Here is a 24902-nt window from a genome sequence, read left to right as displayed (position 1 = left end):
AGATGTACAAATGCAACTTATAGCCGCGAAAGAGCCGTTTTGCGAGAAATAAGATGTACGAATGCAACTTATTGCGCGGATGAACGGTAATGTGTCAGATGAACGCGGCGAGAGAGCGACCTAGCGAGAATGAAGATACATCTGTCTGCTTGAGTGAGCGATGCAGAGTGACGAATGCGCGCCCAAGCGAGAAAGAAGATGTATGTAAGGTTCTGGCGTCAAAGAAGAGATACGGTAGAAGCGCGATCTAGCGGGATTTAAGCAGTACGTTTGCAACGTATTGCGCGGAGAAGCGGAAAGGCGTCCAACCGGGCGCCTGCCTTGATCCGAAGCATCCAGCATTACCGTCTGCAAAGATGCAGCTAACTCCCGCCGGATTCCCACCGGTCCGAGGCGGGATTTACCTGCACTTTTGCAGAGTCGCTCCGACTAATGAATATTCCAGGGAGGCTTACACAGTGTCCGAAGCGTACAAACAGGCAGGCGTCGACATTGCCGCAGGCAACGAAGCGGTCGAACGGATGAAGAAGCACGTCAAGAGAACGTTCCGTCCCGAGGTGCTGACCGGGCTCGGCGGATTCGGCGGGCTATTCGGCCTGAACAAGGACAAGTACGAGGAGCCGGTGCTCGTGTCCGGCACGGACGGCGTCGGCACGAAGCTGAAGCTGGCTTTCCAGATGGACAAGCACGACACGATCGGCATCGACGCGGTCGCCATGTGCGTCAACGACGTGGTCGTGACGGGCGCGGAGCCGCTCTTTTTCCTGGACTACCTCGCCTGCGGCCAACTGGTGCCGGAGAAGATCGAAGCGATCGTCAAAGGCGTGGCCGACGGCTGCGAGCAAGCCGGCTGCGCGCTGATCGGCGGCGAGACGGCGGAGATGCCGGGTATGTACCAGGACGGCGAGTATGATATCGCCGGCTTCACCGTAGGCATCGTCGACAAGCCGAAGGCGATCGACGGCTCTACGATCGCGGCGGGCGACGCCGTCATCGGCCTCGGTTCGAGCGGCATCCACTCCAACGGCTTCTCCCTCGTGCGCCGTCTGCTGCTGGAACAGCAAGGCTACGGATTGGACGACAAGCTGCCGGAGCTGCAAGGACAAACGCTGGGCGAGGCGCTCATCGAGCCTACCCGTATCTACGTGAAGTCGATCCTGAAGCTGCTGGAGAGCGTCAAGATCAAGGGGATGGCCCACATCACCGGCGGCGGCTTCATCGAGAACATTCCGCGCGTGTTGCCGGAAGGCGTGAACGTCGACATCGCGCGCGGCGCATGGCCGGTGCAGCCGGTATTCGGCCTCATGCAGCGGGACGGCCACATCTCCGACCGCGACATGTATACGACGTTCAATATGGGCATCGGCATGGTGCTGGTCGTCCCGGCCGAGCAAGCCGAACAAGCCATCGCCCTCGCGAAGGAGAACGGCGAAGCGGCGTACCTCATCGGTCGAGTGACCGCGGGCAGCCGCATCGTCACGTTCGGGGGCGTTGAGCTCTAATGTCATCTACACCCTTGCGGATCGCGGTCTTCGCTTCGGGCAGCGGGAGCAACTTTCAAGCGCTGGCGGAGGCGGCCCAAGGCGGCCGTCTCGGGGCGGAGATCGCGCTGCTCGTATGCGACAAGCCCTCTGCCCCTGTGGTTAGCCGGGCGCGCGCCTTCGGGATCGACGCCTTCGTGTTCCAACCGAGGGACTACGCGTCCCGCGAAGCTTACGAAGCGGAGATCGTATCGCGGCTGCGGGACGAAGGCATCGAGCTGATCGTCCTGGCCGGCTACATGCGGCTCATTACGGACGTGCTGGTTCAGCCGTATTACGGACGGATGATCAACATCCACCCGGCGCTGCTGCCCGCGTTTCCGGGAATCCGGGCGATTCGGCAGGCGTTGGAATACGGCGTGAAGCTGACAGGCGCGACGGTGCACTATGTGGACGGCGGTATGGATTCGGGACCGATCCTCGCGCAGCGGGCGGTGGAGATCCGGGACGACGATACGGAGGAGACGCTGGCGGCGCGGGTGCACGCGGTCGAGCATGAGCTGCTGCCGCGGGCGGTCCGCTGGATCGCCGAAGGACGGGTCGCTTTGGACGGACGGATCGTAACGGTTAGACGATAACAAGCAATAGCGAAGAGGAGTGTTGGGGAATCATGGCGATCAGAAGAGCGCTGGTCAGCGTATCCGACAAGACGGGCATCACGGCATTCTGCCGCGAGCTCGCGCAGCAAGGCGTGCAGATCATCTCGACGGGCGGAACGCATGCGCTGCTGGAGAAGGAAGGCGTGCCGGTCATCGGCATCTCGGACGTAACGGGCTTCCCGGAAATTCTGGACGGACGCGTGAAGACGCTGCATCCGGCCGTTCACAGCGGCCTGCTGGCCATCCGCGACAGCGCGGAGCACCGCGAAGCGATGGAGAAGCTGGGCCTCGACTATATCGACCTGGTCGTCGTCAACCTGTATCCGTTCAAGGAGACGGTGTCGAAGCCGAACGTCAGCTACGAGGACGCCATCGAGAACATCGACATCGGCGGGCCGACTATGCTGCGCTCCGCGGCGAAGAACCATGCGTTCGTCACTGTCGTCGTCGACGCGGGCGACTATGCGCAGGTACTGGAGGAAGTCCGCTCCGGCGGCGACACGACGCTCGAGACGCGCAAGCGCCTCGCGGCCAAAGTGTTCCGCCACACGTCCGCCTACGACGCGCTGATCTCCGAATACTTCGCGAAGCAGCTCGGCGAGCCGCTGCCGGAGAGCCTGACCGTCACGTACGAGAAGGTGCAGGACCTGCGCTACGGCGAGAATCCGCACCAGCAGGCCGCCTTCTACCGCAAGCCGATCGCTTCCGGCGCCAACGTCACGACGGCGAAGCAGCTGCACGGCAAGGAGCTGTCCTACAACAATATCAACGACGCGAACGCGGCGCTCGCGATCGTCGGAGAGTTCGACGAGCCGGCCGTCGTTGCGGTGAAGCATATGAATCCGTGCGGCGTGGGCATCGGCAGCGACATTGACCAAGCTTACGTCAAGGCGTACGAATCCGACCCGACGTCGATCTTCGGCGGCATCGTCGCGGCCAACCGGACGATCGAAGCCCCGACCGCGCAGCGGCTCAGCGAGATCTTCCTCGAGATCGTCCTCGCGCCGGACTTCACGCCGGAAGCGCTGGAGATTCTGCAGCGCAAGAAGAATATCCGCCTGCTCGCGACCGGCAAGACCGCCTCGGCGGCGGAACGCCAATCCGAATGGCTCGTCACGAGCGTCGAGGGCGGCATGCTCGTCCAACAGAGCGACGTGCACTCGCTCGGCGAGGCCGACCCGAAGGTCGTCACGGAGCGCCAGCCGACGCCGGAAGAGCTGAAGCAGCTGCTATTCGCGTGGAAAGTCGTGAAGCACGTGAAGTCCAACGCGATCCTGCTGGCCGCGGACAATCAGACGGTCGGCGTAGGCGCCGGGCAGATGAACCGCGTCGGCGCGGCGCGCATCGCGATCGAGCAAGCGGACGGCAAGGCGAAGGGCGCGGTGCTGGCTTCGGACGCGTTCTTCCCGATGGGCGATACGCTGGAGCTGGCTGCGCAAGCCGGCATCACGGCCGTCATCCAGCCGGGCGGCTCGATTAAGGACGAAGAGTCGATTGCCGTCGCCAACAAGTACGGCATCGCGATGATCGTCACTGGCGTGCGCCACTTCAAGCACTGATCATAGTAGATCTCGCGGCGGGCATGACACGCTGCGGGGAGAGGGGTAGCGTTACGGCGTAACGCTATTTTCTCTGCACGGGCGCGTTTGGAGCGGCGCAGGGTTTGGAGCATGACGGGCTGTAACCCGAAATAATCGGGTTGCATGCCGCCGGAGCGCGGGTTAGCGGGCTGTAACCCGAAATAATCGGGTTGCGTGCCGCCGGAGCGCGGGTTAGCGGGCTGTAACCCGAAATAATCGGGTTACGTGTCGCCGGAGCGCGGGTTAGCGGGCTGTAACCCGAAATAATCGGGTTACGTGTCGCCGGAGCGTTGGTAAGTGGGCTGTAACCCGAAATAATCGGGTTGCGTGCCGCCGGAGCGCGGGTTAGCGGGCTGTAACCCGAAATAATCGGGTTGCGTGCCGCCGGAGCGTTGGTAAGTGGGCTGCAACCCGAAATAATCGGGTTATTCAACCTCGCTGCCATCATTCGAAGCAAGGAACGGGAACTTATGCGATTAGGGGGACAAGGAACATGCGGATTCTGGTAATCGGACGGGGCGGGCGCGAGCACGCGATCATCTGGGCGCTGAAGAAGAGCGAGAAGGTGAAGCACATCTTCTGCGCGCCGGGCAACGCGGGGATCGGACAGCTGGCCGAGAACGTGCCGATCGGAGAGATGGAGTTCGACAAGCTCGTTCAGTTCGCGCAGGACAACGCGGTGAACCTGGTCGTCGTCGGGCCGGACGATCCGCTGGCAGCCGGAGCGGTCGACGCATTCGAAGCGGCGAAGTTGCCGGTGTACGGACCGCGGAAGAACGCCGCCGAGATCGAGGGCAGCAAGATCTTCATGAAGAATCTGCTGAAGAAGTACAACATCCCGACGGCCAAGTACGAGACGTTCACGGACTACGCTTCCGCGCGGGACTACCTCGCCGAGCAGCCGCTCCCGATCGTCATCAAGGCGGACGGGCTGGCGGCGGGCAAAGGAGTGACCGTCTGCTTCACGCGCGAAGAGGCGGAGCAGGCGCTCCGCGAGACGATGGTCGACAAGTCGTTCGGCGCGGCCGGCGACAAAGTCGTCATCGAGGAATTCCTCGCCGGACAGGAGATGTCCATCCTGGCGTTCGTGGACGGCGAGACGGTCCGCGCGATGCCGGCCGCCCAAGACCACAAGCCGGCCTTCGACGGCGACAAGGGCCCGAATACGGGCGGCATGGGCACCTATTCGCCGCTGCCGCACGTCGACCCCGCGATCATCGCGGACGCGGTGGAGAACATCGTGAAGCCGACGGCCCGCGCGATGGTCGCCGAAGGACGTCCGTTCCGGGGCGTCCTGTTCGGCGGGCTCATGATTACGGCCGACGGCCCGAAGACGATCGAGTTCAACGCGCGTTTCGGCGATCCGGAGACACAGGTCGTCCTGCCGCGGCTGAAGACGGATCTCGTAGACATTTTCCTGGCTTCGTTGAACGGCCGCCTGAACGAGATCGACATCGGCTGGAGCGACGAAGCGGCGGTCTGCGTCATCCTGGCCTCCGGCGGCTACCCCGGATCGTATCCGAAGGGGCTGCCGATCCGGGGCTTGGACCAAGCGGGTGACGCGCTGGTCTTCCACGCCGGCACGGCGGAGAAGGACGGCGAGATCGTCACCGCAGGCGGACGCGTGCTCGGGATCGTCGGGCTCGGCGAGGGGATCGCCGAGGCGCGCGCGAAAGCCTATGAAGCCGCGGAACGCATTACGTTCGAGGGTAAGCAAAACCGCAGCGATATCGCGGCGAAGGCGCTTGTATAAAACCGAACGCCGAACGAAGCAAAGCTAGTGAGAGAAGCGAATAGACACGAATGTACAGCCGTCGAGACGCGACCCTGGCGGGGGAGCGTCCGGCGGCTTTGCTCGTTTCGGCGTAGGAGAATCTTCTTGCTCACAGCCTCCGGAAGGACAATGCGGAATGCTCCCGTCATGCATCTGTCCTCTGCGCCGTATGAACCCTGGCATTGCATCTTATACTACGCTACGGCGAGCAATGGCAAGCAAGGCAGGCAAGCAAGCAAGCAAGCAAGCAAGGCAAGCAAGGCGCTATATTCCCGGCTGCTTCACGGAGGCAAGCTGCCGGTTCGGGCGCTGCGCACGCTTCCGGAGGCAAGCTGCCGGTATCAGACACCGCCCTCCGTTATCCGACGCCACGCTGCATGCCCTCCGTTACTGTTTGTAGAACAAGCTCTTGCGGTTCTTGATGACGTAGGCGACGGCGAAAATGGTGCCGATAATTAGGATCGTCGTCAAGACGTGGTGGGACAGCCAGGAGACGAACGCTTCCATCCTTACACCTTCTTCCGTTGGAATGGGATGTTCCTAGTGTGTCCCGAATGCTTCCATTTTCCCCGGAGCCCTTGACAGCGCCATCCGTCGGTGATAGGATTTAAAACATAGTAAATTAATCGGAATTAGAGGAATAATGCGAAGGAGGCTGCGTCATGGAACGCTCGCTGACGATCAAATACGAAGGCCTGGCTCTGGCCGCCACGATTCACTACCCCCCGAAGGAGGAGTGCCGCGGAGACCGCAAGCTGCCGCTCGTCATCATCAATCACGGCTTCGTCGGCAACCGGATCGGCGTCGACCGGCTGTTCGTGCTGGCCGCCCGCGAATTCGCGAACCAGGGCAACCTGGTCATCCGCTTCGACTTCGCCGGATGCGGGGAGAGCGAAGGCGTCTACGGCGAACATGGGCTGGACTCGATGATCGAGCAGACGCGGGCCGTGCTGGATTACGCGCTGGGCCTCGATATCGTCGATCCGATGCGCGTGACGCTGCTCGGCCATAGCCTGGGCGGGGCGGTAGCCCTCCTGACCGGCGTGCGGGATCGCCGCGTGAAGTCGCTGGCGCTGTGGTCGCCGGTCGGCTATCCGTTCAACGACATTCTGCGGATCGTGGGCAGGAAGACGTACGACGAAGCGGTGACGCGCGGCTCCTCGGATTACTTGGGGTATGCGATCACGCCGGCATTCTTCGACGCGCTCATGAAGCATCAGCCGTTCCAGGAGACGCAGAAGTTCCCCGGCGACGTCTTCCTCGTACACGGCACGGGCGACGAGACGATTCCGGTGGACTACACGTTCCTGCTGGAGAAGACGTTCTGGCTGCGCGGGGAGGGCCGCTGCGAGAAGGCGATCGTCTTCCAGGCGGACCACACCTACTCCCAAGGCGAGCATAAAAAAGAGCTGTTCAAAGCGACCGCAGACTGGCTGGGCGGCTTCGAACAGCGTCAGAGAGATTGGCAGCACTGGAGCATCTGAATCGCCCGCAAGCGCAGGAGGGAGATGCAAGTCTCTGCGGACACGGGATGCGCAGAAGAAGTCCCGGAAGGCTGAACTTGAGCTGATCTTCGCCTCGTCCGAGCCCAAGTGACGTACTCAGCACGTCTCTTTGAGCATCTTCGCCACAGCTGAGCCCAAGTGACGAACTCAGTACGTCTCATTAAGCATCTTCGCCGCAGCTGAGCCCATGTGACGTACTCAGTACGTCTCTTTGAGCATCTTCGCCGCAGTTGAGCCCATGTGACGTATTCAGCACGTCTCTTTGAGCATTTTCGCCTCAGCCGTGCCCATGTGACGTACTCAGTACGTCTCTTTGAGCGTTTCACCTCAGCCGTGCCCAAGTGACGTACTCAGTACGTCTCTTTGAGCATCTTCGCCGCAGCTGAGCCCAAGTGACGTACTCAGTACGTCTCTTTGAGCATCTTCGCCTCAGCCGTGCCCAAGTGACGTACTCAGTACGTCTCATTGAGCATCTTCGCCGCAACTGAGCCCATGTGACGTATTCAGCACGTCTCTTTGAGCATTTTCGCCTCAGCCGTGCCCAAGTGACGTACTCAGTACGTCTCATTGAGCATTTTTGCCGTAGCTGAGCCCACTGCTTAGCGCGTCGCGGAGGCTTCCGCGGACGTGCCCGCCGATGCTTCGAGTTCAGCGACCATATGCACCGTTAGAATGAACATCGCGTGCGACCAGGTGAGCGGCACGACCCAGGCGGCGGCGCCCGTCTCACGGTCCACCTGCTCCGGCAGCAGGCCGGACGGCGTGCGGTGCCGGACGGCCCAGTCGAGCAGACGGCGCGCCTCGTCGAGCTGGCGGTTGGCGGCGCGGTACTGCGCGAGCCAGAGCGTCGTCAAGATCCACGGGTTGCCGCCGATGTAGGCGTCGTTCTCGTAGCGCTTGATGCCGCCCACGCCGGGCACGGTCAGCGCGCGCTCGACGGCTTCGGCCGTGCGCAGCGCCTGATCGTGATCAGGCGGCACGACCGCGAACGGGACCGCGCAGCCGAGCAGGCTGACGTCGACGATCGGATCGTGCGCGAGACGATGGCGGACATAGCCTTTGGATCGAGCGAGCTGAGAGACCGCCAGACCTTGCTCGGCGGCACGGGCATAGGCTTCGGGCGTCACCGTCAGGTTCACGCCCCGGTAGAAGACGCCGCCTTGTTCGTTCCAGCACAGCGTCTTGATCGCTTCGGCGATGCGGTCCGCCGCTTGGCGCAGCCGCTCGGCCAGCGCAGGCTCTCCGGCCAGGACGGAGAAGCTCGCCGCCGCAGTCATGCCGGCATAGACGGCCGCGGACGAATAGGTGTGCTGGCCTTCCCGTTCTTCCCACAGATCGCGGCTCGCGAGCGGCAATCCGTTGTCCGGGTCCCTATAGCTCAGCAGATACTCGGCGCCCTTTCGGACGGCTTCCCAGACGGAGCCCAGGAAGGGCGCTTGCGCGTCTTGGGACAATGCCAGGTAATGCTGGTACATCCCCCAGAGGATCGAAGCGCCTTCGTCGATCTGCAGACCCCACGAAGGCGCGAGCGAGCCGTCGTGGTAATGGCGCTGCTGCCAGGAGCCGTCCGGGTCCTGCGCGGTCAGCGTCCATTCATAGAAGCGGGTGGACATGTCCGTGAGCCCCGCCTTGTCGAGCGCGGTCGTGATGAACGCCGCGTCCCGTCCCCAGCAGTATGCATAGCCGCCGCATCGGGAGAAGCGCTCGTCGAACTCCGGCGCGGCGATGATGCTGCCCGTCGCCTCGTCCGACATGAGCTTCATCATAAGCACCGAGCGCTCGTACAGGTCCTTCAGATCAGGCTGGTCGATCGGGCAAGCGTTCGCGGCGGCCACATGGTCCGCCCAGTAGCGGTCGGTCTGCGCCAGCCAGACGTCGGGACTCGTCGCCTTGGCTTTGGCCAGCGCGCCGAGCGCCTCCTCCAGACGATGTCCTGCCGTCAGATAAACGGGAACGCGAACGCTCGCGCCAGGCGCGACGTCCGCGAACGTCCACTCCATCGCGCCGTCGGTCGCCATCTGGATCCCGTCGCCGTTCAGTTCGCCCGTCTGGGCGTTCTCCCACGCAAAACCGGACTGGAATTTTGTGCATACGTTTGCACTAGAGGCCGAAAAATAATAGCGGTGGCGGAAGTGGACGATCGCGTCCGCGCCTTCGTTGAACTGCGTCGTATGGTAATACGGGCTCTCGGCCGTCCGCATCGCGGAATAGAAGACGAACGAGAAGGAAGCCGGCGTCGCGCCGGCGTTCGTGATGACATGGTCGAACACCAGAACGTCTTCGCCCGGTACGGCATAATAGGCCGACGAGACCTGGAGCGGCAGCCGGTCGGAAGACGCCTCGACGGCGAAGACGTTCGACTGCGGCCGATAGCCGGAACGATGCTGCCAGCCGTCTTCCTTGCCGTCGAACCAAGAGGTGCGGTTGCCTTCGCCCGCGAGGCGCAGGCCGGCGCGCAGCGTATCCGCATGCTGCGGGATGTCGACGTGCGGCCACCAGATGCGCACGATACGGCCCGTGTCCAGCGCCGAAGCGAGGAAGCGGCCGTTGCCGATGACGGCGTCGACGAGGTAAGGCTTGTTCTCCAGATAGGAAGTCACTTGCGTTCAGCTCCGTTTCGATGAAGGTTCAAGGACGACTCCCGCACGATCAAGCGATGCGGCACGATGGTGCGGCTCTGCTGCGGCTTGTCGCCTTGAATTTGCCGGATCAACAGCTGCGAAGCCATATACCCGAGCTGATAAATGCCGATGTCGATGCTGCTCAGCGGAGGCGTAGACAGCTCGGTCAGCGAGATGTTGTTGAAGCTGACGAGGCTCAGGTCGTCCGGCACGCGGAATCCGAGCTCCGTCAGGCCCCGCAGGATGCCGAAGGTGACCAGGTCGTCGATGACGACGAGCGCGGTCGGCCGCTCCGGCAGATTCATGAAGAAGGACATCGCCCGGTAGCCGCTCTCCTGCAGGAACTCGCCTTCCACGATCCATTCGGGCTGCATCGGCAGGCCGTGATCGGCCAGCGCGCGCCGGTATCCGTCCAAGCGGTCCACGGAGACCGTCAGGTTCGGCGGCCCGCTCACGAAGCCGATGCGATCGTGACCTTGGGCGATCAGATGCTGCGTCGCGTCGTAGGCGGCTTGGACGTTGTCGTTGTCGACGCACAGGATGTCTTCGTCCTGGGCGTAGTGTCCGATGAGGATGAACGGGAAATCTTCGTTTTTCAGGAATGCGATGATCGGGTCGTTGCGCCGGGACTGCAGCAGGATGACGCCGTCGACCCGTTTGCCCTTGACGAGCCGGGTAACCGCTGCCAATTCTTCTTGCTCGGAATGGCCGGTCGTCATCAGAATGTCGTATCCGTTGCGCGAGGCCTGGGTCGTAATCCCTCGTATATTTTCCGCGAAAAAGTGGTTTTGGAATAATTCTTCCGCCGGTCGGGGCAGAATCATACCGAGCGTATACGTCTTGTTGGAGACGAGACTGCGAGCCATCATATTCGAATGATAGCCCATCTCTTCCATGATGGCTTTGACTTTGCGCGTCGTCTCCCGGCTGATCCGGGGATGGTTCGACAAGACGCGGGATACGGTAGAAGGAGAGACGCCCGCCTTTTTGGCGACGTCTTTGATCGTGACTGCCATATAGACCTCCACAGCTTGTGCAACCGTTTGAACTACCCTGGTATGCCTTCATGTTACATGAACCAAAAGGGATTGTAAACCGGCGCTTTGTGCATGCGTTGCATCTCGTTCGCGACATTTTGCATGAGGGATCCCCTAATTCTAATAGTAGAAGCGAAAACGCTGTATGAGCGAAAACGTGAGCAATCGATCGAAAATCGGCGTAATTCAAAGCTATGTAAGTCTTCTTTTCCATATTCCGTTTGTGCAAACGTTTTAACAAACGAAATAAATGGTGTATAGTATAGGAGCGAGACGTGAAGCGCTTCCATTTTCGAAATCAACGTTTGAACGTCAAAACCTACCCTGGGAGCTCGCGCTTGTTCAAACGTTTGCGCAAATCGTCGAACGAATGCTTGAAGCATGTAAGCGATGATCACGCATGTACACGATTAGAGAGGGGACATGAAAGTGAATACCAAGAAAACATTGTCCATGATTAGCGCGCTGTCGCTGATGGCCGCAGCCCTGGCCGCTTGCGGCGGCAACGGCAGCAATAGCGGCGGAGACAACGCGTCTCCCTCCGCCAGCGCAGCGAGCCCGTCCGCTTCGGCTTCGGCGACCGCCTCGGCATCCGCCGATGACGAACTGAAACCGGAAGACGGCGCTTCCCTCATCGTATGGGAGTCCAAGGAGTTCCGTCCCCGCATGGAAACGATCGCGAAGGCATTCACCGACAAATACGGCATACCGGTCAAGGTCGAAGAGGTCAACGAACCGGACCAAATCAACAAGCTGATGAACGACGGACCTGCCGGCGTCGGCGCGGACGTCGTCATCTTCCCGCACGACAATCTCGGCAAAGCGGTGGCCGCAGGCTTACTGCTGCCGAACGACTACTTCGCCGACGATACGAAGACGGAGAACTCCGAAGCGTCCGTCAAGGCGTTTACGTTCAAAGATGAGCTCTACGGCTATCCTCGCTCCGTCGAGACGTACGCGCTGTTCTACAACAAAGACCTGATTCCGAATCCTCCGAAGTCGTATGACGAGATCATCGAATTCGCGAAAACGTTCAACGATACGAAAAATCAGAAATACGCCTTGATGTGGGAAATTAGCAACTTCTACTATGCATACTCCTTCCTGGCGACTCCAGGCGGTTATGTATTCGGCCAAAACGGCTCCGACGCGGCCGACATCGGCCTGAACAACGAAGGCGCGGTCAAAGGCGCAACGGTCTATAAACAACTGAAGTCCATCCTGCCGATGAAGTCCGGCGACGCGACGTTCGACGTCAAGAAAGGCTTGTTCACAAGCAATAAGCTGGCGCTGGATATCAACGGGCCATGGGCGATCGCGGATCTGAAGAAAGCCGGCGTCAACTTCGGGATCGCGCCGCTGCCGACGATCGACGGGAAGCCGAACGTCTCGTTCTCCGGCGTCAAAGGCTACGCGGTCAACGCCTTCTCGAAATACCCGAACGCAGGCCGCTTGTTCGCGCACTTCGCGTCGACGAAAGAGAATCAACTGGCCGACTTCAAGGAATTGGGCTTCCTGCCTTCCAACAACGAAGCGGCATCGGATTCGACCGTCACGTCCGACCCGCTGATCGTCGGCATCCTCGAACAGTTCAAAAACTCCTATCCGATGCCGGCCATTCCGGAGATGGGCAACGTATGGGGTCCCGGCCAAGCGGCGATGGCCGACATCTGGGATAAGGGAACGGATCCGAAAGCGGCGCTGGATAACGCTGTGAAGCAAATCCAGGAAGCGAACAAAGCAGTCAAGTAAAATTACTGGGTTCCTATATAACGTCATCCGCCGTCCCGACGGCGGATGATGCTTTGCAAGGACCGTGAAAGGGGGAGGCGGGATGCGCCGTATGAGCCTGACGGCTTCCGTTCTGTCGCTTATCGCTCCCGGACTGGGGCAATTATACAATCGACAATTCATCAAGGGTGTCCTGTTCCTAGCGATCGACGCGCTGGGCCTGTGGTACTTCATCAACCATTTGCCTCGTGCCGTATGGGGCATCGTGACGCTGGGCACGCAAAAGCAGCACATGGAGAAAGTGGGCAAGATCACGAAAATGGTGCCCGGCGACCACTCGATTCATTTGCTGGTGCAGGGGTTGATCATTCTTATTTTGTTCATGATCTTCGCGTGGTTCTACGTGCAAGCCGTGATCGACGCCCGCCGCAACGGCCTGGTGAGAGAGAACGGAGGCCAGACGGTGAACTTCTACCGTTCGGCCGGCGCCCTGTTTGACAGATCGTTCCCGTTTACGATGCTGGCGGTGCCGATCGTCGGCATTCTGTTCTTAACGATCATGCCGATCATCTTCGGGATTCTGATCGCCTTCACGAACTTCTCGGGGCCGAACTTCGTGCCTCCGAATGCCCTGGTCGACTGGGTCGGCTTCCGAACGTTCACGGATCTTCTGACGCTGAAAACCTGGAGCTACACCTTCTGGCACGTCCTGCTCTGGACGGTGGAGTGGGCGTTGCTGGCGACGGTGACGACCTATCTGGGCGGCATGCTGGTGGCGATGCTGGTGCAGCAGCCGGGCATCCGGTTCAAGAAGTTCTGGCGCACGCTGTTCATCGTTCCTTTCGCCATCCCGCAGCTGTGCTCCGCCTTGATCATGAACAACCTCTTCAACGGCGAGTTCGGTCCGATCAACCAGTATCTCGGGATGCTCGGCATCGAGAAGATCGGCTGGCTGACGGATCCCCAATGGGCGAAGTTCACCGTCGTGCTCGTTAACGCCTGGTTCGGGATTCCGGTGACGATGATGCTCATGTTCGGCGTACTGACGACGATCCCTAAGGACCTGTACGAGGCCGCGGAGGTTGACGGCGCCACCGCCTTCCAGAAATTCCGGACCATCACGCTCCCCCGCGTGCTTTTCGTGACGGCGCCCGTATTAATTACGCAGTTCGCCGGCAATATCAACAATTTCAACGCCATTTACTTGCTGACGGGCGGCGATCCGAAGACAGGGGACTATCAATTCGCGGGCCAGACCGACTTGCTCGTCACCTGGCTTTACAAATTGACCCTGGACAATAACAAATACAACTTCGCTTCCGCGATCGGCATTATCGTGTTCCTGATCATCGCGTCCATCTCGATCGCCAGCTATTTGCGGACGAAGTCGTTCAAAGAGGAGGATATGGTGCAATGAGAAAAACGGGTACGGGCATCCGTCTCTTTTTCAGCTACGTATTGCTCGCGATTCTAGGCCTCTCCGTCCTCTATCCGACCGTGTGGATTCTCGTATCTTCGTTCCGGCCGGGAGGCGCGATCTACAGCCCGACCTTCTTCCCTTCCAACTGGACGGGAGAGCACTATTCGGCCTTGTTCACCGACAAGAGCTTTGTGTTCGGCCGTTGGTATTGGAATACGCTTAAGATCGGCATCTTCACGATGCTGTTCGGCACGTTGGCCACGACTATGGTCGCGTACGTGCTCTCCAGATTCCGCTTCAAGGGGCGCAAGGCAGGGCTTTCCACGCTGCTCATCCTGGGAATGTTCCCCAACTTCATGGCCCTCATCTCGATCTTCTTGCTGCTGTACCAGTTCGATCTGCTGAATACGCATCTGGCGCTTATCATCGTCTATTCCTGCGGAGCTCCGGTCTTATCGACGTTTATCGTCAAAGGGTATTTCGATACGATCCCCCGCAGCCTGGAGGAGTCGGCCCGGATCGACGGCGCCAGCCATCTGACGGTATTCGGCAAGATCATGATTCCGCTGGCCAAGCCGATCCTCACCTACATGGCGGTTACGACATTCGTAGGCCCGTGGGTCGACTTCATCCTGGCGCGCCTCGTGCTCCGCTCGCGCGAGCAGTGGACGGTGGCCGTCGGCCTGTGGGATCTGGCGACGAACTTCCGCACCGCGAACTTCACGATGTTCGCCGCGGGGTGCGTGCTGGTCGCGTTGCCGATCACGATCGTCTACCTGCTGCTGCAGCGCTTCATCGTCGAAGGGCTCACTTCGGGAGCCAGCAAGGGATGAGGCGACGGCCTCTCGGCAGGCGCGCCGGAACGGGCTTGGCCGTCCTATCGGCGCTAGCGGTCCTGCTGTCCGGCTGCACGCCGGGCGGCGCGAAGGACGAGAAGAACGCTGCCGGACCTTCCGACGTGTACTATGAGATCTTCGTCCGTTCCTTCGCGGACTCCAACGGCGACGGGATCGGCGATCTGAACGGCGTCACGCAGAAGCTGGATTACGTGAAATCGCTGGGCGCGGACGGCATCTGGCTGATGCCGATTCAACCCTCGCCGAGCTATCACGGGTACGACGTGACGGACTACTACGGCATCAACAAGGATTACGGCACGCCGGACGATCTGAAGCGGCTCCTCGCGGAAGCGCACAAGCGGGGAATCCGCGTCATCATGGATCTGGTCGTCAACCATACGAGCAGCGAGCATCCCTGGTTCGCAGATGCGTCTAAAGGGCCGACGAGCGCCTACCGCGATTGGTACATCTGGTCCAGCGAACGCGGCGGACGCAGCCCGGCCGACGGCGCCGCCGGCGCGCCGCCGTGGCATGCGCTGAACGGAGACGACTATCTCGGCATTTTCTGGGAGGGCATGCCGGACCTGAACTTCGACAACCCCGCCGTGCGCCAAGAGATGACGGCCGTCGGCCAATACTGGCTGAAGCAAGGCTTTGACGGGTTCCGGCTGGATGCGGCCAAGCATATCTACGGCGACTTCAACTCCACGATCAACACCCCGGGCGTGAAGCAGAAGAACCAAGCCTGGTGGCAGGAGTTCCGCAGCGGACTGAACGAGGTCAACCCGAAGGCGTATCTCGTCGGCGAAGTGTGGGATGGACCGGCGGTGATCGGACCTTATCTGAAGGATGCTTTCGATTCCGCGTTCAACTTCGACCTGGCCGGCAAGCTGATCGGGGCGGCCGATACCGAGCGGTCGGCGGATATCGGCTTCACGCTCTCGCGGATCTACGACTACTACGCCAAGTCTTCGGACGGCAAGTTCGTCGACGCGCTCTTCTTGTCGAACCATGACCAGAACCGGGTCATGTCCGCCGTCGGCGGCAACGTCAACCATGCCAAGACGGCGGCCGCGATGCTGCTGACGCTGCCGGGCAACGCCTTCGTCTACTACGGCGAGGAGCTGGGCATGAGCGGGCTGAAGCCGGACGAGCGCATCCGGGAGCCGTTCCCCTGGAATCGCGAGCCCGGCAAGGCGGGCGAGACGACTTGGGAGGCATCGCAATATCGCGGCGACGGCACCGTCTCGGTCGAGCAGGAAGAGAGCGACAAGGACTCGCTGCTCAGCCGCTACCGGACGCTCATCTCGTGGCGGAAGCAGGATGAGGCGCTCCGCAAAGGGACGGTCGGCTCCTACGAGATCGGCAATGACGCGGTGATGGCGTATACGCGCGCTGCCGGAGAAGTCAAGCGCCTCGTGCTGCACAACCTTTCCGGCAAGGAGCAGGAAGTGACGATCGTCCCGCCGAAGGGGACGGGCGACGCGTTCGCTAAGATCGCGCGATCGACGGACGCCGCGGCCTCCCTTCGCCAAGGGAAGCTGACGCTCCCGCCTTATACGACTGTTGTCTTGAAGCCTTGATAGGATGAGGATTGCCGCCGGCCTGGGGTCGGCGGTCTTTCGTATGATCAGGTCAGCCTGGGATTGCTGGTAGGTCTCGGGGTGGAGCTGGGCGATGTGAGGCGGGAGAAAAGGGGCGTGAGGCGGAACTTGAAGATGCGTGGCTGGATCGTTTTTGGCGCTTCGCCGCATCAACGCATCTTTTTTGGGTGAGACAGGGGGAGACGAATGCGGTAAAATAAATCTCGATACGGAACACGAACGGGAGAGAGAGCATTGACGGAGCCCACGGAGAACAATCCATTCGCGCAGTCGTTCGATAGTCTGGAGACGCTGGCGGAGACGATCAACGAAGTGCTCGGCTGCCCGGTGACGATCGAGGACGCGGGGCACCGGCTCTTGGCGTACAGCGCGCACGATCCCCATACGGACTCGGCCAGGCTGGCCACGATCGTAGGCCGGCGCGTGCCCGAGAACGTCATCGCCAGCCTGCGGCGGGACGGCGTCATCCAGCGGCTCGCGGACAGCCTGGAGCCGATCCGGGTGCCGGCCATCGACGAGGTCGGGTTCAGCGGCCGTCTCGCCATCGCCATCCGTCACAAGGATGCCGTGCTCGGCTACCTGTGGCTGCTTGAGTCGGGCAAGACGCTCGGCGGCCGGGAGCTCGCGCTGTTCAAGCAGGCGGCGCGGGCGGCGGCGGACAAGATGGTGCGCCTGCAGAGCGCGCGGCGCAAGTCCAGGGAGGGCCTGCGCGACTTCATGTGGATGCTGCTGCACGGGCAGTTCGGCTCGGAGGCGCCGATCCGGGACAAGGCGGAGCAGCTCGGCCTCGCCCTGCCGGCAGAATGGCACGTGGTCGTCGTGCAGGCGGCGGGCGCGATCGACGAGCGGGCGGAGCAGCGGCTGCTGGACCGCGTCTCGGCGAGCCGGTCGGTAAGGCCGGTGCTGCACGCGGTGGATCGCGCGCAAGCAATCCTGCTCTGCGCCCCGCAACTGGCCGGGGCGGACAGGCGCGCCTATGCGCGCGAGGCGCAGGCGTTCTTCGCCCGGCTCGCTAGGGGGGAAGAAGACGGCGTCCCGGCGGCGGTCGGGAGCAGCGCCTTCGGACAGTCGTACGCGGAGACGCCGGCACGGCACCGGGAGGCATTGGCGGTGCTGCAGACCAAGCGGCTTTTTCCCCGGGAGACGGAGCGCGCGTTCTACTACCCGGATCTGGGCTACTATCGCTTCCTGCCCGCCATCGCGGCCCAGAGCCGCGCCGAAGTCTTCCGGAACGAATCGCTCGTCCGGCTCCGGGCGTACGACCGGGAGCATGACGCCAATCTGCTGAGCACGCTTGCAACGTTCCTCGCCCATGACAGCAACGCCAAGACGGCGGCCGAGGCGCTCCACGTGCATTCGAATACGCTGAGCTACCGTTTGAAGCGGATCGCGGAGATCGGCGGCATCGACTTGACCGACATGGACCAGAAGGTCTCGCTGTACTTGGCTTTGAAGGCGGAGCGTTTGGCTACAGATCAGAAAGGATAAGGTTCGCCTATCCCTCACGGATCTGTCTCCGATAAAAACGTATCGCCTCAAAGGAGGTCTCCGATAAAAACGTATCGCCTCAAAGGAGGTCGGGGAAGCCGTTTTTACTTGGGCATACAGAATTTATAAGTTTCACGCCTATCCATTTCTGTATGACCGCCGATAAAACGTTTTGCCCTCTTCCGCGAAGACGGCAAAGCCGTTTTTACTTGATTGGGTGACTTTGTGCGATTTCACAAAGCGCCCTTTCTTTTTTGTCGTTTTGGGACGAAGATGCGGACGGCTCGTTCTCCTATACTGAAGATATAGCAGACGAATCGATTCGCGAGGAGCTGGGCGACATGAAGGTAGGCATCCCCAAGGAGATCAAGAACAACGAGAACCGGGTAGCGATCACGCCGGCGGGCGCGGCGGCGCTGACGCGGGCCGGACATACGGTCTATGTGGAACAAGGCGCGGGTCTCGGCAGCGGCTTCGTCGACGCCGAATATACGGCGGCCGGAGCCGCCGTGCTGAGCGAAGCGGCCGAGGTCTGGGCGGCGGCGGACATGATCATGAAGGTCAAGGAGCCGCTGGCTTCGGAGTACGCTTATTTCCGGGAAGGGCTCATTCTGTTCACCTACCTGCATCTGGCCGCGGAGCCGGCGCTGGCGCGCGCCTTGGCGGACAAGGGCGTCACGGCGATCGCTTACGAGACGGTCGAAGCGAACCGGACGCTGCCGCTGCTCACGCCGATGAGCGAAGTCGCGGGGAGAATGTCGGCGCAGATCGGCGCGCAATTCCTCGAAAAGCCGTACGGCGGGGCCGGCATCCTGCTCGGCGGCGTCCCCGGCGTGAAGCGGGGCAAGGTGACGATCATCGGCGGCGGGGTCGTCGGGACGAACGCGGCGAAGGTGGCGGTCGGCCTCGGCGCGGACGTCACGGTGATGGACCTGAGTCCGGAGCGGCTGCGCCAGCTGGACGACATCTTCCGTTCGGATCTGCAGACGCTGATCTCGAACCCGTTCAACATCGCCGAAGCGGTGGCGGACTCGGATCTCGTCATCGGCGCGGTGCTGATCCCCGGCGCCAAAGCGCCGAAGCTCGTGACCGAGGACATGGTGCGGACGATGCGTCCGGGCTCCGTGGTCATCGACGTGGCCGTTGACCAAGGCGGGATCTTCGAGACGGTCGACCGCGTCACCACGCATGCCGAGCCGACCTACGTCAAGCACGGCGTCGTGCACTACGCGGTCGCGAACATGCCGGGCGCGGTGCCGCGCACGTCCACGCTCGCGCTGACGAACGTGACGGTGCCTTACGCGCTGCAGATCGCGGGCAAAGGGGCGGCGCAGGCGCTGGCCGACAACCGCGCGCTGCTGCTCGGCCTGAACGTGGCCGGCGGCGCCATCACGTACGAGGCGGTCGCGCGCGACCTCGGCCTCGCCTACGTGCCGGCGGAGAAGGCGCTGGGCCGCCGGCTCGGATCGGCGAGCTGAGCGGTGCGCCTAGGGCTGTGGCTGAGCGAGTGGCGCTCGCTGTGCAAGGTTGCCGACGGCAGCGTGAGGCGGGGGCTTGTGCTGCATGAGGCAGCCAATGACAGTATGAAGCGGAGGCTTGCTGCATGAGGCAGCCAATGACAGTATGATGGTAGTTAATGGCGGGGCGATGACAACGTGACCAGGCAACTGGCTTGTCCGATTGCGATCAGCAAATAAGACGCATTTTGCGTCTTATTTTGCTTTGGAGCTAGTTTTTTTGAGAAATGACCCGCAGAATGCGGTTTAATTTTCCGACAAAGCTTGGAGTAGGGTTAGCATCTATGCTGTCAGTTTGGACTCGCGATAGGAAGGCTGCCCACTGCCAGCCAAACATCGCCGCCTCCTGAAAATGAATGTTCCGCGCCTTCGTGACGATCCGTCCCCAGTCGCAGTCAACAAAGGAGACCCGCTGGGGTCTCCTTTGTTGTGCCTTACGTGCCCGCGTGACGCCAAACCGCGTAGCCGTAAGCCGGCAGCGCGGCGCGCAACCGACCGCCGGACGCGTTCGCAGCAGCGCCTGTGTACGCTTCCGTCCATCCCGCCGCGGCGGCATCGCCGACGTCGACGGCGACGGATGCCGCCGCATCGCCCGCGTTCATGGCGATGACGAAGCGCTCGCCGCCCGCCGCGCCGCGCGCGTAGACGAGCAAGTCGCTGCCGCTCTCCGCCTGCAGGAAGCGGAGGTCCGCTCCCCGCAGCGCTTCATGCGCTTTGCGCAGCGCGATCGTCTCCGTGTAGAAGCGCAGCAGGTCCGCGTTCTGCGCCTCCCGCTCCCACACCATGCACTTGCGGCAGTCGGGATCGCCCGCGCCGTTCATGCCGACTTCGTCGCCGTAGTAGATGCACGGGACGCCGGGGAAGGTTAACTGAAGCAGCGCGGCCAGCCGCATCCGACGCTCGTCGTCGCCGCAGAGCGTTAGCAGGCGCGGCGTATCGTGGCTGTCGAGCAGGTTGAACGCGGTCTCGGTGACCGTCTGCGGATAGGCCGCCAGCTGTGCGCCGATGGCGTTCGCAAAGCCGGCCGCGTCGATCTTGCCCGCGGCGAAGAAGTCCAGCACCGCGTTGGTGAACGGGTAGTTCATGACCGCGTCGAACTGATCGCCCTGCAGCCACATCATGGAGTCGTGCCAGATCTCGCCGAGGATGTAGGCTTCCGGGTTGGCTGCCTTAACCGTCTCACGGAACTCGCGCCAGAAGGCATGGTCGACTTCGTTGGCCACGTCGAGACGCCAGCCGTCGATGCCGATCTCCTCGACCCAGTAGCGCGCGACTTCGAGCAGGTAAGCCTTCACTTCGGGATGCTCCGTATTCAGCTTCGGCATGATCGGCTCGAACGCGAACGTCTCGTACGTGGGGATGCCGTCCACGACGCGCAGGGGGAATTCCCGCACGTGGAACCAGTCTGCATACTTGGAATCCGCCCCCTTCTCCAGCACGTCGACGAACGGGGCGAACGTCTTGCCGGCATGGTTGAAGACGGCGTCGAGCAGGACGCGGATGCCGCGCGCGTGGCAGGCGGCTACGAATGCTGTCAGCTGTTCGTTCGTGCCGAATTGCGGGTCCACCTTCATATAGTCGCGCGTATCGTACTTGTGGTTGGTCGTCGCTTCGAACAGCGGCGTGAAGTAGATCGCGTTGACGCCAAGCCGCTCGATATGGTCGAGGTGTTCGAGTACGCCCTTCAAGTCGCCCCCGAAAAAGTTGCCCGGCGTCGGCTTGCCGCCCCACGGCTCGACGCCCGCCGGGTCGAGCGAGGGATCGCCGTTCGCATACCGTTCCGGGAAGATCTGATAGAACACGGCTTCCTTCACCCAAGCCGGCGGCGCGAAGACGTCGGCCGGGTTGATATACGGGAAGTCGAAGAATTCCAGGCTGTGTTCGGGAAGCGCGTCTTCAAACCCTTTTTCCGTCAGGAACAGCTCTTCGTCCTTGCTCTGGAAATGAAACGCGTACCGCAGGCGGCGGTATGGCGGCACGACAGCCGTCTCCCAATAGTCGAACAGCGCGTCGGAGGCGAACTTGCGCATCGGCTCGGTCCAACGGGTATCCTCCCAAGCATACTTGTCGCCAACGATCGCATGGACCTGCTCGGCGTCGCCGCGCTTCGCGCGCACGCGGATATGCAGCGTCCGCTTGTCGGCGGCATAGGCCCAGTTCAGCTTCGGGCGGTGGTAGATCGCTTCTCTTAGCATCATCGGTTCGATACACTCCTTGTTAGGTATAGAATGCCGCAAACAAGCGCAAAAAAAGGCACAACCCCGCTTGCTTGCCGAGGTTGTACCTTCCGGTAACATTGCCTTTTAGTTGTAGCTTCATTATACCGGATGGCGCCGGGATGCGCTAGGGGCTGGAACGCGCCTTCTCGCTGCCCGAATCCGGCAAGATGTGCCGACGAGACCAAGACAAGCCCGCCGCATTATGGTTTAATGGGATTAAGTACCTACTACGCCCCCATACATCGATTAGACGGAGGAAACGGGATGAACGTGCTACATTCTCGCTACACCCGGCGCGTCGCGCTGGCGCTGACGGTCGCTGCCGGTCTCGCGGTGCTGTCCGGATGCGGCGGCGCCAAACCGACTGTCGCGCCTGAGCCGACGACGTCCGCGTCGACTGAACCGACCGCGACGGACTCCGCATCCGAGGCGCCTGACGCGGCTTTCCTCGCGCCGCTCACGGGATTGCCCGTCGAGGAGGAAGTCTCGAAGCGCCCGCTCGCGATTATGATCAACAACTTCAAGGCCGCCCGTCCCCAGTCCGGCTTGACCCAAGCGGACACCGTGTGGGAGATTCTGGCCGAAGGCGGCATTACGAGGCTCGTGGGTATCTTCCAGAGCAAATCGTTCGATGAGCCCGTCGGACCGATCCGCAGCATCCGTCCCTATCTCATCGATATCGGCGAGTGGTACGGCGGCGTGTTGGTGCATGCCGGGGCCAGCAACGACGCGCTGGCGCTGCTGCAGCACTCGGGGAAGGCGGACCTCGACGAGATCAACAACGCGGGCGCCTATTTCCACCGCGACAAATCGCGCAAAGCCCCGCACAACCTGTACTCGACGATAGCCAAGCTGAGAGAAGGCGCGGCCAAGCACAAGTACGCCGAGACGGCGCCGGTGCCGTTCGTCTCCTTCGATTCGAAGCCTAACGTTGCGGCCGAGCCCGCGGCGACCGACATCGAGATCATGTTCCAGATGTCGGACTACAAGGTATCGTACCATTTCGATGCTTCGACAGGACTCTATGAGCGATCGATCAACGGACAGCCGCACATCGACCTGAACAACAAAGAACAGCTCACCGCGGCGAATCTGGTTGTCCTGTCGGCCAAGCATAAGACTTATGACAGCTACGGCCGGCTCGAGATCGATCTCACCAGCGGCGGAGAAGCAGTCTTGTTCCAGGAGGGACATGCGATCTCCTGCACCTGGGAGCGCAAGAAGGGCGATATCGTCCGGCTCATGAAGGATGGCGCCGAGCTGAAGTTCGTGCCGGGCATCACCTATTATCACGTAGTGCCGACGACGCCCGCGTTCTCGGAGCATGTGAAGTATCAGTAGCGGCCTAAGCCCGCCTGCGTTGCCCGTTAAACCGACATTTACACCGCATATGGATGCGTCCTGAAGCACAGGCCGCTCGTACCGGAGAGATTCCGGACGGGCGGCCTTTTATTTTGAAGGAGGAGATGGAGTTTTGGAGAAGCAGGATATGGCATTTGAAGCGGCATATGGCCGGTTGATGGAGCGCGCGGCCACAGAAAGCAGGGGCGAGCGCAAGAGACGACTGCTGGAGAAGCATGGTCACTTGGAGAAATTGTTCCTTGCCTCCGTATGGTGGCCGGTGATCGGCAGCTTGGATTATCTTCATCCGGAGTACGAATATCGCGATCTCAATGGGAGGGTGCGGTTCTGCGACTATAGCTATATGCCTTCCCGAGCGTTTCAACTGGCGATCGAGGCAGATGGATTCGGATCGCATGGCCGGGACATGACCCGCTGGCAGTTGGATGATGAGCGCGAGCGGCAGAACCACTTGCTGATCGATGGCTGGAAGCTGCTGCGATTCACGAGCGACGGGATCAAGGAGAAGTCCCACCGCTGTCAGCGGACGCTGCTGCTGGCGATGGCGAAGTGGGGGCAGTCGCTTGGCAGGAAAGAGAAACTTTGCGTCCATGAACGGGCAATAATACAGTTCAATACGACCTTTGAGGGAGAGATCTTGAAGCCTTCGATCGTAGCGGAAGCTCTGCAAATCAATAGTAGAACTGCGATTGTACATCTTAAATCCCTAACGGAGAAGGGATATTTCAACGCCATCATCTCGCCGACAGGAAGGGTGATGGGCTATGTGACGGCTGTTCCGGATATTCGAGACCTCAAGAGATGAGTAGTGGGTTGAAGCAGCGAATAGTGCGTATGTAGACTACCTACATTGACGGTTGGTGGGCGTGAGGCGCGAAAGTGCGTATGTAGACTACCTACATTCGCGGTTGGTGGGCGTGAGGCGCGAAAGCGAGCACCAATAAAAGCTCCTCCGTCCCTTGGACGAAGGAGCAAAACGGCATCTGAATGTGCCATCATTCGGCGCTCAATAAGGATTCTCCTTGACCCGCAGCACCTCCGCCAGGAACGCGAGGGCGAGGCCTTGGCCCCAGCCTTGGATGCGCTTGTCCGGCACGCCGCGGTAGCCGTCGGCGTCGACCATGACCGCGGTGCCGGCGGAGACGCCGGTGACGGTGCCGTCGTCCGCGATCTGGGCGAGGATGCCGTCGATGGCGCGCTGCGTGTACTTGTTGTACAGGCGGCCTTTGGTCAGCACCGCGGCCGCGATGCCGGCGGAGCCGGACGTCTCGAGCGGCGACGACGGGTCCTGCAGGATCGTGTGCCACAGCCCCGACTTCTCGTCCTGCAGCCGGACGAGCGCGCTGAGCTGGTCGCGCAGCGAGCCTTCGATGATCATGAACGACGGATGCGTGACCGGCACGATCTCGAGCGCGCGGGCCATCGTGAGCGCCGCCCAGGCGTTGCCCCGGCACCAGTTGATGCCGGACATATGGTTGCCGGCGATGTTGTCCCAACCGTGATAGTAGAGGTTGGAGACCGCGTCCTGCAGCACGTTCTCATGCCCATGATACTGCCGCAAGCCGTCCCCGAAATAGTCGCTGCGGCCGAGCAGCGCCCCGATCCGCAGGAGGAAGTAGCCGGCCATGAACATCGTATCGACCCACGCCTGCTCTGGGAAGTTGTACGACTCGGAGTTCACGGTGTGCTGGAAGATGCCATCGCCGAAGCGCGGCGCCTGACGGGTCAGGAATTCGGCCATCTCCTTGGCCGTCTCCATGTAGGCTTCCTCGCGCGTCGCCTCGTACAGGGTGAGCAGCGAGTGACCGATCGATACGCCGTTGACCGACAGCTTAGGCAGCCCTTCCGCCATATTCTCGTCGACCCACGCTTTTACTTTCTCCAGATACGTCTCGTTGCCTGTCGCCCGGTAAGCCTCGCAAACCCCATAAAAAGCGACGCCCCCCGGCCAATCCCAACTGAAATCCATGCGGAACGTGCGGTTCACGACTTGGTCGATGACCTCGCGAATCCGATTGTCGTCAATGACGAGTGCTGGCATATGATTATCGGCTCCTTCCAAGTT

The 24902-nt window shown here is 61.5% G+C and carries 17 protein-coding genes; 13 read left to right on the top strand and 4 right to left on the bottom strand.

Annotated elements, in window-relative coordinates; all coding sequences use genetic code 11:
* The first annotated feature begins 458 nt into the window (after positions 1-458).
* The 5 genes from purM to H7C19_RS05625 all read left to right on the top strand — a co-directional run bounded on the left by purM (position 459) and on the right by H7C19_RS05625 (position 6978).
* Positions 459-1502 carry a phosphoribosylformylglycinamidine cyclo-ligase gene (purM, locus tag H7C19_RS05645; RefSeq protein WP_185141592.1) on the top strand — a complete coding sequence of 348 codons (1044 nt, stop codon included), beginning with the start codon at positions 459-461 and terminating at the stop codon, positions 1500-1502.
* Positions 1502-2119 (top strand): phosphoribosylglycinamide formyltransferase, encoded by a 618-nt coding sequence (gene purN / locus H7C19_RS05640; protein WP_185141591.1) that lies wholly within the window; start codon positions 1502-1504, stop codon positions 2117-2119. Before purM ends, purN begins: the two co-directional genes overlap by 1 nt.
* 32 nt (positions 2120-2151) lie before the next feature.
* Positions 2152-3699, top strand: a complete 1548-nt coding sequence (gene purH, locus H7C19_RS05635) for a bifunctional phosphoribosylaminoimidazolecarboxamide formyltransferase/IMP cyclohydrolase (protein ID WP_185141590.1) — start codon at positions 2152-2154, stop codon at positions 3697-3699.
* Between the two features lie 514 nt (positions 3700-4213).
* Positions 4214-5473 (top strand): phosphoribosylamine--glycine ligase, encoded by a 1260-nt coding sequence (gene purD / locus H7C19_RS05630; RefSeq protein ID WP_185141589.1) that lies wholly within the window; start codon positions 4214-4216, stop codon positions 5471-5473.
* 683 nt (positions 5474-6156) lie between these two features.
* On the top strand, positions 6157-6978 hold the full coding sequence (locus H7C19_RS05625; protein ID WP_185141588.1) for an alpha/beta hydrolase family protein: 822 nt from the start codon (positions 6157-6159) through the stop codon (positions 6976-6978).
* A 620-nt stretch (positions 6979-7598) separates the two neighbouring features.
* On the opposite strand, the gene H7C19_RS05620 is transcribed toward H7C19_RS05625, so the two are convergent.
* Positions 7599-9599 (bottom strand): glycoside hydrolase family 15 protein, encoded by a 2001-nt coding sequence (locus H7C19_RS05620; RefSeq protein WP_185141587.1) that lies wholly within the window; start codon positions 9597-9599, stop codon positions 7599-7601.
* Positions 9596-10636, bottom strand: a complete 1041-nt coding sequence (locus H7C19_RS05615) for a LacI family DNA-binding transcriptional regulator (RefSeq protein WP_185141586.1) — start codon at positions 10634-10636, stop codon at positions 9596-9598. The genes H7C19_RS05620 and H7C19_RS05615 overlap by 4 nt, the downstream gene beginning before the upstream one ends.
* Positions 10637-11086: 450 nt before the next feature.
* Between H7C19_RS05615 and H7C19_RS05610 the strand changes: the two genes are divergently transcribed.
* The 6 genes from H7C19_RS05610 to ald all read left to right on the top strand — a co-directional run bounded on the left by H7C19_RS05610 (position 11087) and on the right by ald (position 19217).
* Positions 11087-12409 carry a sugar ABC transporter substrate-binding protein gene (locus H7C19_RS05610; RefSeq protein WP_313731399.1) on the top strand — a complete coding sequence of 441 codons (1323 nt, stop codon included), beginning with the start codon at positions 11087-11089 and terminating at the stop codon, positions 12407-12409.
* Positions 12410-12491: 82 nt separating this feature from the next.
* Positions 12492-13805, top strand: a complete 1314-nt coding sequence (locus H7C19_RS05605; RefSeq protein ID WP_185141584.1) for a carbohydrate ABC transporter permease — start codon at positions 12492-12494, stop codon at positions 13803-13805.
* Positions 13802-14641: a sugar ABC transporter permease gene (locus H7C19_RS05600; RefSeq protein WP_185141583.1), complete on the top strand. Its 840-nt coding sequence runs from the start codon at positions 13802-13804 to the stop codon at positions 14639-14641. Before H7C19_RS05605 ends, H7C19_RS05600 begins: the two co-directional genes overlap by 4 nt.
* Positions 14638-16230: an alpha-amylase family glycosyl hydrolase gene (locus H7C19_RS05595; protein ID WP_185141582.1), complete on the top strand. Its 1593-nt coding sequence runs from the start codon at positions 14638-14640 to the stop codon at positions 16228-16230. The genes H7C19_RS05600 and H7C19_RS05595 overlap by 4 nt, the downstream gene beginning before the upstream one ends.
* Before the next feature lie 255 nt (positions 16231-16485).
* Positions 16486-17739 carry a PucR family transcriptional regulator gene (locus H7C19_RS05590; protein WP_185141581.1) on the top strand — a complete coding sequence of 418 codons (1254 nt, stop codon included), beginning with the start codon at positions 16486-16488 and terminating at the stop codon, positions 17737-17739.
* Positions 17740-18080: 341 nt separating this feature from the next.
* Positions 18081-19217, top strand: a complete 1137-nt coding sequence (gene ald / locus H7C19_RS05585; protein ID WP_185141580.1) for an alanine dehydrogenase — start codon at positions 18081-18083, stop codon at positions 19215-19217.
* A gap of 473 nt (positions 19218-19690) precedes the next feature.
* Here the strand turns inward: ald and H7C19_RS05580 are convergent, their stop codons facing one another.
* Positions 19691-21451, bottom strand: a complete 1761-nt coding sequence (locus H7C19_RS05580; protein WP_185141619.1) for a glycoside hydrolase family 13 protein — start codon at positions 21449-21451, stop codon at positions 19691-19693.
* A 288-nt stretch (positions 21452-21739) separates the two neighbouring features.
* On the opposite strand from H7C19_RS05580, the gene H7C19_RS05575 reads away from it, so the two are divergent.
* Together H7C19_RS05575 and H7C19_RS05570 are read left to right on the top strand one after the other, a co-directional pair.
* Positions 21740-22816, top strand: a complete 1077-nt coding sequence (locus H7C19_RS05575) for a DUF3048 domain-containing protein (protein WP_185141579.1) — start codon at positions 21740-21742, stop codon at positions 22814-22816.
* A gap of 133 nt (positions 22817-22949) precedes the next feature.
* A complete protein-coding gene (locus H7C19_RS05570) occupies positions 22950-23642 on the top strand; it encodes a putative endonuclease domain-containing protein (protein WP_185141578.1) in 693 nt (230 codons plus the stop codon).
* A 201-nt stretch (positions 23643-23843) separates the two neighbouring features.
* Here the strand turns inward: H7C19_RS05570 and H7C19_RS05565 are convergent, their stop codons facing one another.
* Positions 23844-24878, bottom strand: coding sequence for a glycoside hydrolase family 88/105 protein (locus H7C19_RS05565; protein WP_185141577.1), 1035 nt, complete (start codon positions 24876-24878; stop codon positions 23844-23846).
* Positions 24879-24902: the final 24 nt, after the last annotated feature.

The sequence above is a fragment of the Cohnella nanjingensis genome (assembly GCF_014212125.1).
GTDB classification, from domain to species: Bacteria; Bacillota; Bacilli; order Paenibacillales; family Paenibacillaceae; genus Cohnella; species Cohnella nanjingensis.
This window is presented reverse-complemented; position numbering and strand designations above follow the sequence as displayed.